Genomic DNA, 12231 nt, shown 5'->3' with positions numbered 1-12231 from the left:
GCGCCGGGGCCGCAGGTTCGTCACCGGGAGGATCCGGTTCAGAAAGAAATGCCCAGGGCTTCTTCCGGGGCGGTGTATCCCAGGCCATGTGCCTCGGAGACCGCCTTGTAGGTGATCTTGCCTTCGGCCACGTTCAGCCCCTGGCGCAGATGCGGGTCTTCGGCCAGCGCACCGCGATATCCCTTGTTCGCCAGGGCCACCGCGAAGGGCAGGGTGGCGTTGTTCAGCGCGAAGGTCGACGTACGGGCCACGGCGCCCGGCATATTGGCGACGCAGTAATGCACGACGCCTTCCTCGACGAAGGTCGGGTCGGCATGGGTGGTCGGCCGGGAGGTCTCCAGGCATCCGCCCTGGTCGATCGCGATATCGACCACGACCGAGCCGTCCGGCATGGATTTCAGCATATCGCGGTTGATCAGCTTCGGTGCCGCCGCGCCCGGAACCAGTACCGCACCGATCACCAGATCTGCGTCCTGAACGCTTTTCTCGACCGCATCGACGGTCGAATACAGCGTCTTCATGCCGGTGCCGCGGAACATGTCATCCAGCTGTGCAATCCGGGCGATGTTGCGTTCCAGAACGGTGACTTCCGCCCCCATCCCCAGCGCGATCCGGGCCGCATTGGTGCCGGACACGCCGCCACCGATGACGACGACCTTCGCCGGTGCCACGCCCGGCACGCCGCCCATCAGCACGCCGCGGCCGCCCTGCGCCTTCTCCAGGCAATGGGCGCCGGCCTGCGGACCCATGCGGCCTGCGACCTCGCTCATCGGCGCCAGCAGCGGCAGGCCGCCGCGCGGGCTGGTGACGGTTTCATAGGCGATGGCGACGCAGCCGGATTTCAGCAGGCCTTCCGTCTGGGGCAGGTCCGGTGCCAGATGCAGATAGGTGAACAGCAACTGACCTTCGCGCAGCATCTCGCATTCGACCGCCTGCGGCTCCTTCACCTTGACGATCATCTCGGCCTTTTCGAAGACCGTTTTCGCGTCGCCCAGGATTTCCGCGCCTGCCGCCCGGTAGTCGTCGTCGCTGACGCCGATGCCGGACCCGGCCTGGGTCTCGATGACGACCTTATGGCCGTTATGCACCAACTCGCGGACCGCGAAGGGCACGAGGCCGACGCGGTATTCATGATTTTTGATCTCTTTCGGCACGCCGATGAGCATTGATCCACCCCTTGGTATTCGTCTTTCCAGCCCGTGAGAGCCACTTGTTTCGGAAGTTTGGATGATACGCCGAATTGCCCGAAATGTGCTTGCGAAGAAGGTTCTTAAAGCGGTACCAATTCGAAGAAACATGCATTCTGAATTTATTTGTGACGGAATCTTGCAAGATGCGTTTGGACGATACCGATCTCGCCCTTTTAGATGCGGTGCAGCAAAACGCCCGATTGACCTTGGCCGAACTGGGCCAGCGCCTGGCGATCTCCGCGTCGACTTGCCAGCGCAGGCTCAACCGGTTGGAAGAGGAGGGGATCATAGAAGGCTATACGGCGCTTCTGGATGAAGAGCGGTTGGGGTTCGACGGCAGCGTCATCGTGCAGATTACGCTGAGCGGCCAAAGCGAGGCGGCGTTGACCGATTTCGAACGCGCGGTCGCCGCCATTCCCGAACTGGTCGAATGCCATTTGATGGCGGGGGAGGCGGATTACCTGCTGCGACTGGTCGTCCGCGATATGCGCGATTTCGAACGCATCCACAAAACCCACATCTCGCGCCTGCCCCATGTCAGCCGAATTCAATCCAACATGGCCCTACGCCGCATCGTCCGAAAGCCGCCACCGGTCCGGTGAAATGCTCAGCCCGTGCTCCAGCGGAAGCAGGAGCCTTCGAAGTGTCTGCACCGTGCCGTATCGACGAAGGTTCCTGCTTTCGCAGGAACGCGGCGGGGGGATGCCGGGTGATAGCGATAAGATGTCACGTGCTCCTGCGGAAGCAGGAGCCTTCGATGTGTCTGCACCGTGCCGTATCGATGAAGGTTCCTGCTTTCGCAGGAACGCGGCGGGGGGCTGCAGGGTGATAGCGATAAGATGTCACGTGCTCCTGCGGAAGCAGGAGCCTTCGATGTGTCTGCACCTTGCCGTATCGATGAAGGTTCCTGCTTTCCCAGGAACATGGCGGAGGGGGTGCTGGCGATAGCGATAAGACATCACGCGCTCCTGCGGAAGCAGGAGCCTTCGATGGGCTTGCGCCGTGCTTGATCGATGAAGGTTCCTGCTTTCGCAGGAACGCGGCGGGGGGATGCCGGGTGATAGCGATAAGATGTCACGTGCTCCTGCGGAAGCAGGAGCCTTCGATGTGTACGCACCGTACCTGATCGATGAAGGTTCCTGCTTTCGCAGGAACGCGGCGGGGGAAGCCTAGCGATAGCGATAAGACATCACGTGCTCCTGCGGAAGTAGGAGCCTTCGATGTGTCTGCGCCGTACCTGATCGATGAAGGTTCCTGCTTTCGCAGGAACACGGCGGAGGGATGCCTAGCGACAGCGATAAGATGTCTCGTGCACCTGCGAAAGCAGGAGCCTTCGATGGGGACGCACCGTGCCGTATCGATGAAGGTTCCTGCTTTCGCAGGAAAGCGGCGGTCGCCGCTTACCGTCCCAGAAAACGCTTCAGACTTTCGGGTGTCGTGAAAGTATGCACCTGAAAGCCCTTCTCGGCGGCCGCGTCGGTGTTCTCCGGACGGTCGTCGATGAACAGCGTTGTTTCCGGCGTCAGGCTGAAACGCTCGATGACGATGTCATAGATCGCCGGGTCGGGCTTGATTACGCCCTCATAGGCCGAAACCACCCGCCCGTCGAACGCGTCTAGGAACGGATAAACGGCGACGGAACGCTCGAAATTCTCGGCCCCGTAATTGGACAGGGCGAAGATCGGATGCCCTTCGCCTTTGAGCGCCAGCATGAGGTCCACGGTTTCCTGGATCGGCGCGGCGATAGTCTCGACCCATCGGTCGCGATATGCGCGCGTCGTGCCGAGGTGATGCGGCGCACTCGCCGCGATCTCCGCCAGTTGGTCGTCCCAGGTTTGGCCGCGATCCATCTTCAGGATGCGGTCCTGGGTCACGGCCTCCGCGCGAAAGGCGCGAATGGCGTCGTTGTCCGGCAGCAAGCTGCGGAGCAGGTGATCGGGGTTCCAATCGACCAGAACGCCGCCGATGTCGAACAGATAGGTGTCAATTTTCATGAAAGGTCCTGTAACGCGGAAGTGTGACAATCGATCAATCGGGCAGTCCGTCTTCGACAGGCCCATGGCGATAGGGCTCTTCTCCCGCAGCACCCTTGCCGCGGTACCGCGGAAGCCCGTCGGCGGTGTCGAACCACGGGATTCGTTCGTCATGCAGCCAATGTTCGGTGGGGAACACGCGCGCCGGATCGTCCAGGGTGCTGATATGAACCTCGATGACCTCGGCATTGCTGGCCCGGGAGAACCCTTCCCAGGTCAATGGCGTACCGCATTGGTCGCAGAAGGCCCGCTTCACGCTAGGTGAGGAGTTGTAGATGCTGCGCGTCCGTCCGGTGAACCGTATCCGGTCGGCGGTGAAGGCCACCAGAGTCACGACCGGCGCGCCGGTATGGCGACGGCAGCTATGACAGTGGCAATGTCCGACGACCAACGGCTCTCCCCGCGCTTCATACCGCACCGATCCGCACATGCAGCCGCCGGTGAGAGGGGGGGGTGTTCTCTTCCATCGATATCGACCTGACCTGAAACGGTTTCGGATAGGTGGCGGTGAGCGTCCAAAATCGGAACTCTCAGGGGTTAACGGTCCATCTCCTTAAAGTAGGGAGCGGGTATTTTAGCCGCGCCGGGGGTCATATCGGGGCTGGAGCCGATTTGACAGGCGTTCGCATCGATCCGACGAAACGCCCCTTCCGCGGATTCGAAGCGGGATGGCGCCATGATGCAGGACGGGTTCTCCCAGGGATGCCCGAAGTGAAACAGGACATGCCCGATTTCGTGGGTCAGCGTCAGCGCGGTCATCCTGATCGCCTGTGTACGCGACGTTTCCGTACCACCGCGAATAGCGGCATATACTGGGTCGCTGGCCATGTTGAAAAAGTTCGTCACCCAAGCCGCAGTTCCGAATTGTCCTTGCGTGGCGCCGCTCGTCGTGCCGGCGGTCACGCCGCCGCCAATGACGGCGTGGATCGGGTATTGAGTGTACTCCACGCTGATGACCGGCTGGTTCGTAAGATAGATGTCGTAGGGCAACGACAAGGACGGCAGCGCGTCCCAATAGATCCATTCATTGTATCCGGGCCTGCCGGGACGCTCCGAATCTTGAATGGCCTTTGCGCTGTCTCCGGATCGATAGGCTGCCAGTTTTTCCTTCAAGAGATCAGCCAGAATTAGCGCCAATTGCCGCCGGCGCGTTTCCACGGCAACCGACGTCATCTCACTATAGCTTGCGCCGGTATGCGCTTTCACGGTCTCAAAGGCGGCGGAGAGGCCTTCGTCATGAGTGGGGAGAGTAGGCAGAATAGCCTCCGCCATTCGGTTCCAATCGATCCGATCCGGATCTAGTCCGGCAATATGATCCTTGTGAGCATCCGATAGGTTGTTGTCCAACCGGTCGAACACGTCTTCCAGGGACAACGGAGCCGGATCCGTGAAAGCCACGTCCAGGCCAAAATGTTCCTGCGTCAGATCTCTCGCGGTCTTCAGCACCTGTTGCCACTCTGCGGCGGAGAAAGTCGTCAGGCGTGGGTTTTCGATAAGGGCGACGCGAAGCTCGATCGTGCCGTTCGAGGGCAGCTTAGGCAGTGGGACGTAGCCGCTGCTGCCTGACTGTTGTGTCTGCAACAGGATGAACAAAGCCGCTGCTGCGGCCAGGGCGCCGGCCGCGCCGAATGCTACTTTCCTCACAATGCGGTCCCCCGACGTCATTCATTATTCTGGTTGTATCTTAAGGAGGGGACGCTCGCATCGAAAAATGCCCCCGGCGCGTGCCGGGGGCAAGGTCACAGGGAGCACCGTGGCGCGGAGTAGGGATATCCGCGCCGAGGGCCCGACGAAAAAGGAAGGGCCGGGCCCTTACGAACACCCGCTGGTGGCGCCACAGGTGACGCATTTCAGGCAGGTGCCGTTCCGCACGAGGGTCATGTTCCCGCAGTCACCGCAGGGATCGCCCTCATACCCTTTGGCGCGCGCTTCGCGGATCCGTTCCAGACGGCCGTCCACTTGTTCGCGCACCGCTTCGTCGACCTGGACGGCGGTGTCGCCGACCGCCCCGGTCTCCACAAACTGTGTGCCCGCACCGCCGCGAGAGGCGGTAGGCGCGGAATTGGTCATGCTGCCGGCGGCGCCTCCGCCGCCCAGCTGGGTCACGACGCTGGTATAGGCGGTCAGGTCCGACTTGCGGACGAAGCCCCGGCTGGTGATCCGTTGGATCGCCTGAATGGCCTGGGCGGTCTCTTCCGCCAGTTCGCTTTCCTTGTCACCGCCGCCAGTCGTATCCGGCAGCATGTCTTCGGGCTGCACATGGGCCAGGTCGTCGCGGCCCAGATAGCTGATCGCCACTTCGCGGAAGATATAGTCCAGGATCGAGGTCGCCATCTTGATCGCCTCGTTGCCCTCGACCATCCCCGACGGTTCAAAGCGCGTGAAGGTATAGGCCTCCACATATTCTTCCAGCGGTACGCCGTATTGCAGGCCGATGGAGACGGCGATGGCGAAATTGTTCATCAGCGAGCGGAAGGCGGCGCCTTCCTTGTGCATATCGATGAACAACTCACCCAGGCTGCCATCTTCGTACTCGCCGGTGCGCAGATAGACCTTGTGGCCGCCCACGATCGCCTTCTGGGTATAACCCTTGCGGCGATGCGGCAGTTTCTTGCGGTCCGCACGTTTCTCGATAATGCGTTCGACGATTCGCTCCGCGACCATCGGAATGGCCTCGGCCGGTGTCGCGTCGGCCAGATCGTCCTGCAGGTCGTCGTCGTCCAGCAGGCTGGAGGCCAGCGGCTGGGACAGTTTGGAACCGTCGCGATAGAGCGCATTGGCTTTCAGGCCCAGCTTCCAACTCAGGATATAGGCCGCCTTGCAATCCTCGACACTGGCCGAATTCGGCATGTTGATCGTCTTGGAAATGGCGCCGCTGATGAAGGGCTGCGCCGCCGCCATCATCCGGATATGGCTTTCCGCGGTCAGGAAGCGGGTGCCTTTCTTGCCGCAGGGATTGGCGCAGTCGAAGACCGGCAGGTCGGTGCTGCGCAGATGCGGAGCGCCTTCCAGTGTCATCGCCCCGCAGCAATAGGTGTTCGCCGCCTCGATCTCATGCCGCTCGAAACCCAGTTCGGCCAGCATGTCGAAGCTCATGTTGTTCTGATCGTCGGCGTCGAAGCCCAGCATTTCGGTGCAGAAGGCTTCGCCCAACGTCCACTTGTTGAACACGAACTTGATGTCGAAGGCATTGCCCAGGGCGGATTCCAGCTTGGCGATTTCCTCCGGGCCGAACCCTTTGGCCATCAGGCTGTCATGGTTGACGCCCGGCGCGCCGGCCAGCGTGCCATGCCCGACGGCATACCGTTCGATCTCACCGATTTCCCGTTCGCTGTAGCCCAGAGTTTTCAGGGCTTCTGGCACGGTACGGTTGATGATCTTAAAATAGCCGCCACCGGCCAGCTTCTTGAATTTCACCAGCGCGAAGTCCGGCTCGATCCCCGTCGTATCGCAATCCATGACCAGACCGATCGTGCCGGTCGGCGCGATGACCGTGGCCTGGGCATTGCGGTAGCCATGCTGTTCGCCCGCTTTCACGGCGCGATCCCAGGCATCGGCGGCGGCCTTCGCCAGTACTTCGTCCGGGCAGTTCGGCACATCCAGCGGCACCGGAGTCACGGCCAGCCCGTCATAGCCGTCGCCCCAACCATGGGCGGCGACACGGTGGTTGCGCATGACGCGCAGCATGGCGTCGCGGTTTTCCTCGTAGCCGGGGAAGGCGCCAAGCTCGGCGGCCATCTCGGCGGAAGTCTCGTAGGAGACGCCGGTCATCAGGGCGGAAATCGCGCCGCAGATCGCCCGGCCCTCATCGCTGTCATAGGACAGGCCGGCCGCCATCAGCAGACCGCCGATATTGGCGAAGCCCAGGCCCAGCGTGCGGTATTTGTAGGACAGCTCCGCAATGGATTTGGACGGGAACTGCGCCATCAGGACGGAGATTTCCAGCGTCACGGTCCACAGGCGAACGGCGTGGCTGAAGCCTTCGATGTCGAAACCGCGATCCGGCCGCCGGAACTGCATCAGGTTCAGCGAGGCCAGATTGCATGCCGTGTCGTCCAGGAACATGTATTCCGAACACGGGTTCGACGCGTTGATCCGGCCGGAATTCGTGCAGGTGTGCCAGTCGTTGATCGTCGTGTCGTATTGGATGCCGGGATCGGCGCTGGCCCACGCCGCGTGACCGATCTTTTCCCAAAGATCCGCCGCCTTGATCGTCTTGGCCGTCTTGCCATCGGTCCGGTTGGTCAGCTTCCAGTCGCCGCCGGTTTCCACCGCGCGCAGGAAATCGTCGGTCACACGGACGGAATTGTTGGCGTTCTGACCGGAAACGGTGCTGTAGGCTTCCGAATCCCAGTCCGTGTCATAGGTCGGGAACTCGATACCGGTATAGCCCTGACGCGCGAATTGGATGACGCGCTGGACATAGTTTTCGGGGATCTGGGCGCGGCGCGCGGCGCGGATCTCGGCCTTCAGGGTGCGGTTGCGCTTCGGATCGAAGCGGGCGTCCCCGGTCAGTACCGCGCCATCGTCCAGGCGGCCCTCGTTACAAGCCTGCATGATCGCGTTCAGATGCTGGGCGTGCAGCTTCGATCCGGCGACCAGGGCGGCGACCTTCTGTTCCTCGATTACCTTCCAGTCGACGAATTTCTCGATGTCGGGGTGATCGATATCGACCACGACCATCTTGGCCGCCCGGCGCGTCGTGCCGCCGGACTTGATCGCGCCCGCGGCCTTGTCGCCGATCTTCAGGAAGCTCATCAGGCCGGAGGATTTGCCGCCGCCCGCCAACGGTTCGTTGGCGCCGCGAATGCGCGAGAAATTGGTGCCGGTGCCGCTGCCGTATTTGAACAGTCGGGCCTCGCGGACCCAGAGGTCCATGATGCCGTTGTCATTCACCAGATCGTCGTCGACGGACTGGATGAAACAGGCATGGGGCTGCGGATGTTCATAGGCCGATTTGGACCGGACCAGCTTGCCGGTCTTGTAGTCGACATAGTGATGGCCCTGGCTTGGTCCGTCGATGCCATACGCCCAATGCAGGCCGGTATTGAACCATTGCGGGCTGTTCGGCGCGGCCATCTGGCGCGCCAGCATGAAGCGCATTTCGTCGAAATAGGCCTGGGCATCCTCTTCGGCATCGAAATAGCCGCCCTTCCAGCCCCAATAGGTCCAGGTGCCGGCCAGACGATCGAAAACCTGCGTCGCCCTGGTCTCGCTGCCGTAACGCGCGTCTTCGGGCAGTTTGTCGAGCGCGCCCTCATCGGGGATTCGGCGCCACAGAAATTCCGGAACGTCCTTTTCCTTCACCGGCTTGGTCGCGGCGGGGACGCCGGCCTTGCGGAAATACTTCTGGGCCAGGACGTCGCCCGCGACCTGGCTGTAATTCGAGGGGATCTCGATATCCTTCAATTGGAAAACGACGGTTCCGTCCGGGTTCCGGATTTCCGAATTGGTCTTGCGGAACTGGATCGCCGCATAGGGCGACTCGTTTTTATTGGTGAACCGTCTCGCGATACGCATGAGTACGCTGACCCCCTTGGCTGCCAGATTGCCGAGCGCCGGGACGACCGTTTCTCGGCGACAGGCTTAACTCCCCGCCTGCATTTGCCGACCGACGCGCTATATATTGTGAACCGTCGACGATGGTACACCATCTGTGGACAGATACAATATGCAGTATCCCCAAACCGCAGAGAATTAGATTGCATTCTATATATTGATTTTTTCACGACTCTCGGGTTTGTGCGGAATTCTGCGGCGGGCGCCCGGATCGGCCGCCTGCAGGCTGGACGGAAGGGCGCGGCTTTGCCATAGTCGCGGCAATCAGGAAGGCATTCAGATTCAAGGATACGACCGGCCATGGCCAATGCGATTACCCGGCTGACGACCTGGCTGCGCGGCGAACGCGTGGGTGAGGACGAGCACGGCAATGTCTATTATCAGGACCGTAAGACGTCGGCCGGATCGCGCCGCCGCCGTTGGGTCATCTACAAGGACGGCCTGGACGAGGCCTCCCGTGTCCCGCCGCAGCATCATGCCTGGCTGCACTACACGATCGATGCCTTCCCTTCGGCACAAAGCCGCCCCAAATTCGACTGGCAGCGGGACCATGTTCCGAATCTGACCGGCACGGTCGAGGCTTATCGTCCGCCCGGACATACGCTTGCCGGCGGTCGTCGCGCCTCGGCCACGGGCGATTACGAGGCCTGGTCGCCGGAATGACGCGATCGCGGGCGCGCATGCCGCGCCGGCCCCTGTTGACGGAGTAGCCATGGCCCGCCTTTCCCGCGATGCCAGACATTGCCTTATCGGTGCGGCGACATGTACCGCGCTGGCGGCGTTTTTTGTGCTGGGCTATCTGGGTGAACCGACCAATCGGGGGGCGGACGGCTATCGCCTGTTTGCCTATTACGAATCCGCGGCCGGTCTCAGTACCGGCAGCCGCGTTCTGATGGCGGGTTTGCCCATCGGCAATGTCCACGCCATGCGATTGGACAAGGCCACGAATGAGGTCGTCGTCGAATTGAACATCCATGACGGTTTCGAAATTCCCGTCGACAGCGAGGCGTCGATCATCAGCGATGGTCTGGCGGGCGGCAAATACATCCGGGTCGTTCCGGGCGGCGACTATGACATTCTGCCCCCTGGCGGCGCTTTCGACTTCACGCGCAACTCGATCTCGTTTTTCGACCTGTTCGAAAAGATTATCCTGATGGCGGAAGCGCGCCGCACCGAACAGCAAGAACCGGCGGAGTAGGGGCCATGCAGCGCAGCGTCATAGAAACCATCATGGGCGCGGTCGTCCTGATCGTTGCGGGCCTGTTCCTATATCTCGCCTATCAGGCGACGGATCTTGCCGCCGACCGCAGCGGCTTCAAACTGTCCGGCCGTTTCGGCGCGGTGGACGGCCTGACCCTGGGGGCCGATGTCCGTATCGGCGGCGTCAAGGTCGGGACCGTAACCGATACCTCGATCGATCCGGAGCTGTATCAAGCGGTCGTGGAGATGACGATCCAGAATGGGGTGCAGGTGCCCGCCGACTCGACCGTGTCCATTACCGGCGACGGATTGCTGGGCGGGATGTATGTGAAACTGGTCCCGGGTCAGGACAGTGAAGTTCTGGCCGATGGCGACGAGATCTTGGACACAAGAGATGTCGTCGCGCTCGAGGACCTGCTGGGTCGGGCGATCTTCCTGATCACCGAGGAATAGGCCCCAGGGAAAGGAGCCGCCGCATGACGGTCGCCGATCAACATTGGGACCCGGACCGATATCGCAAGAATGCCGGTTTCGTGGCGGAGCTGGGCATGCCGGTCGTGGACCTTCTGGCCCCACGCCCGGGCGAGCGCATTCTGGATTTAGGCTGCGGCGACGGGGCGCTGACCCGGAAACTGGCGGCGCTGGGTTGCGACGTCGTCGGCGCGGATGCCAGCGCGGACCAGATCCGAAAGGCGCGCGAAGAAGGCCTAAACGCCCAAGTGGTCGACGGTCAGAACCTGTCTTTCGAGGCTGAGTTCGATGCGGTCTTCACCAATGCCGCGCTGCATTGGATGAAGGATGCCGCCGCGGTCGTCGCCGGGGTCCGGCGCGCCCTGAAGCCGGGCGGACGTTTCGTTGGCGAATTCGGTGGGGCCGGCAATGTGCAGACGCTTCGCACGGCGCTGCGCGTCGCGGTCGCGGCGCGCGGTGTCGACCCGGACGCTGCCGATCCCTGGTATTTCCCGACCACGGAGGTCTACAGCGCCGTTCTGAAGAACGCCGGTTTCGTGGTCAAATCCATTGAACTGATCGACCGACCCACACCCTTGCCGGGCGATGTCGACGGGTGGCTGGCGGTATTCGGGGAGAGTTTCCTGAACCGGATCGACGCATCGGACCGGACCGCCGCGATCGATCAGATCCGCGAGGCACTGCGCCCGATGCTGACAGACACGGACGGGGTTTGGATCGCCGACTATGTGCGCCTGCGGTTCTCGGCGGAGCTGCCCCAATGACCGTCTGGTTTGCGCGTCTCGTTTCCGGCGTTGCCTTCACTGCCGCTCTGGCGGCCGGTGCTGGCACGGCATCGGCGGATCCGAAGTCGATTGCCGTCCTACAGGGATTGGACAAGGTCACCGCGCGGGTTTCGACTTTCGAGGTTCAGATCGATCAGCCGATCGATTTCGGCGCTCTGCGCATCCGGGTCCGGCATTGCGACCGTACGCCGCCGGAAGAGCGCCCCGAGGCGGCGGCATTCATTGAGATCGATGAACTGCGCCCTGGGCAGGAACAGAACGTCCTGTTCACCGGGTGGATGTTCGCGTCCAGCCCGGGATTGAACGCCGTTGAACACGCCGTCTATGACGTCTGGCTTCTCGACTGCAAGGACCCGCAAACGCCCGCGCCGCAGGAATAATCACAACCGTCCCAAGGCGGTCGTCACGTCAGGATCGTGCGCGAGATCTCCGCGAAAGTGCCGTCCTTCAAACTGTAGACGCGGGGCGATTGAGGCCCCGTTTGGGAATAGTCGAAGGACTGACCCACCACGACATGGCCAACCCTGTCGGGATCGGCGTTTGAGGCCAGCGGCACCATGATCCGGATCGTATCCAAATGACGGCCTCGGTCCCATTGGAACCGGCTGTGCGACACTACCGGCGCCCGGCTTGAGATGCAGGTGTCGAACAGATCCCGGATGAAGTCGTGATACTCCCCGCCCATGATCTGGGACAGGGTTTGGCCGGTATAGTCCTTGCCCCAGGCTTCCGTCATTTCGGTCCCGACGACGCGGAAGCGCAGTTCCTGCCCCTCGATATCGGCGAGCACCAGGAAAGACAGAATGTCCGGGATATCGACAGGATCGAAACTGCGGCGTGGCGGAATATCTCGCCCCGCAGGAATCAGGGACCGCCAATGCGATAGCAATCGCCGGTGGCGGTCGGTCAGGATATCGTCAGCCATGACACTCTTTCGATCGCGCGCGTACAGGGATACCCCAATTCGAATCGCACCGAAAGAACGGACTTGTG

Annotated in this window: 12 protein-coding genes; 6 read left to right on the top strand and 6 right to left on the bottom strand. The window is 62.0% G+C overall.

Going from position 1 to position 12231, the window contains the following annotated elements; all coding sequences use genetic code 11:
* Positions 1-38: 38 nt before the first annotated feature.
* Complete coding sequence (gene ald / locus ACO06O_RS00805; protein WP_421875295.1) at positions 39-1166, bottom strand: alanine dehydrogenase; 1128 nt, start codon at positions 1164-1166, stop codon at positions 39-41.
* 167 nt (positions 1167-1333) lie between these two features.
* Here ald and ACO06O_RS00800 point away from each other — a divergent pair, with 167 nt between their 5' ends.
* The gene (locus ACO06O_RS00800) at positions 1334-1792 is read left to right on the top strand and encodes an Lrp/AsnC family transcriptional regulator (protein ID WP_421875293.1); all 459 of its coding nucleotides are present in this window, start codon (positions 1334-1336) and stop codon (positions 1790-1792) included.
* A 798-nt stretch (positions 1793-2590) separates the two neighbouring features.
* On the opposite strand, the gene ACO06O_RS00795 is transcribed toward ACO06O_RS00800, so the two are convergent.
* The 4 genes from ACO06O_RS00795 to ACO06O_RS00780 form a co-directional block, all read right to left on the bottom strand.
* Positions 2591-3184 (bottom strand): HAD family hydrolase, encoded by a 594-nt coding sequence (locus tag ACO06O_RS00795; protein WP_421875290.1) that lies wholly within the window; start codon positions 3182-3184, stop codon positions 2591-2593.
* 34 nt (positions 3185-3218) lie between these two features.
* Positions 3219-3653 carry a GFA family protein gene (locus ACO06O_RS00790; protein WP_421875288.1) on the bottom strand — a complete coding sequence of 145 codons (435 nt, stop codon included), beginning with the start codon at positions 3651-3653 and terminating at the stop codon, positions 3219-3221.
* A 107-nt stretch (positions 3654-3760) separates the two neighbouring features.
* Positions 3761-4888 (bottom strand): hypothetical protein, encoded by a 1128-nt coding sequence (locus tag ACO06O_RS00785; RefSeq protein WP_421875285.1) that lies wholly within the window; start codon positions 4886-4888, stop codon positions 3761-3763.
* 147 nt (positions 4889-5035) lie between these two features.
* Entirely contained in the window at positions 5036-8743 is a 3708-nt protein-coding gene (locus ACO06O_RS00780; protein WP_421875283.1) for a vitamin B12-dependent ribonucleotide reductase, read from the bottom strand.
* A gap of 339 nt (positions 8744-9082) precedes the next feature.
* Here ACO06O_RS00780 and ACO06O_RS00775 point away from each other — a divergent pair, with 339 nt between their 5' ends.
* From ACO06O_RS00775 to ACO06O_RS00755, 5 genes are read left to right on the top strand one after another with little or no spacing between them, the layout of a single operon-like run.
* Positions 9083-9445 (top strand): NADH:ubiquinone oxidoreductase subunit NDUFA12, encoded by a 363-nt coding sequence (locus ACO06O_RS00775; RefSeq protein ID WP_420416012.1) that lies wholly within the window; start codon positions 9083-9085, stop codon positions 9443-9445.
* A gap of 49 nt (positions 9446-9494) precedes the next feature.
* Positions 9495-9980: an MlaD family protein gene (locus tag ACO06O_RS00770; RefSeq protein WP_421875279.1), complete on the top strand. Its 486-nt coding sequence runs from the start codon at positions 9495-9497 to the stop codon at positions 9978-9980.
* A gap of 5 nt (positions 9981-9985) precedes the next feature.
* Positions 9986-10435, top strand: a complete 450-nt coding sequence (gene mlaD / locus ACO06O_RS00765) for an outer membrane lipid asymmetry maintenance protein MlaD (RefSeq protein ID WP_420416014.1) — start codon at positions 9986-9988, stop codon at positions 10433-10435.
* Between the two features lie 23 nt (positions 10436-10458).
* Positions 10459-11217, top strand: coding sequence for a class I SAM-dependent methyltransferase (locus tag ACO06O_RS00760; protein WP_421875277.1), 759 nt, complete (start codon positions 10459-10461; stop codon positions 11215-11217).
* Complete coding sequence (locus ACO06O_RS00755; protein WP_421875275.1) at positions 11214-11618, top strand: DUF2155 domain-containing protein; 405 nt, start codon at positions 11214-11216, stop codon at positions 11616-11618. Before ACO06O_RS00760 ends, ACO06O_RS00755 begins: the two co-directional genes overlap by 4 nt.
* Positions 11619-11641: 23 nt before the next feature.
* Here ACO06O_RS00755 and ACO06O_RS00750 read toward each other — a convergent pair whose 3' ends face one another.
* Positions 11642-12163: a PAS domain-containing protein gene (locus ACO06O_RS00750; protein WP_421875273.1), complete on the bottom strand. Its 522-nt coding sequence runs from the start codon at positions 12161-12163 to the stop codon at positions 11642-11644.
* Positions 12164-12231 lie beyond the last annotated feature (68 nt).

Origin of the sequence: Pacificispira sp., assembly GCF_965228185.1 — a bacterium.
Lineage (GTDB): Bacteria > Pseudomonadota > Alphaproteobacteria > UBA8366 > Aestuariispiraceae > Pacificispira.
Note: the sequence above shows the minus strand (reverse complement) of the source record. Positions and strands in the feature narration are given on the sequence as shown.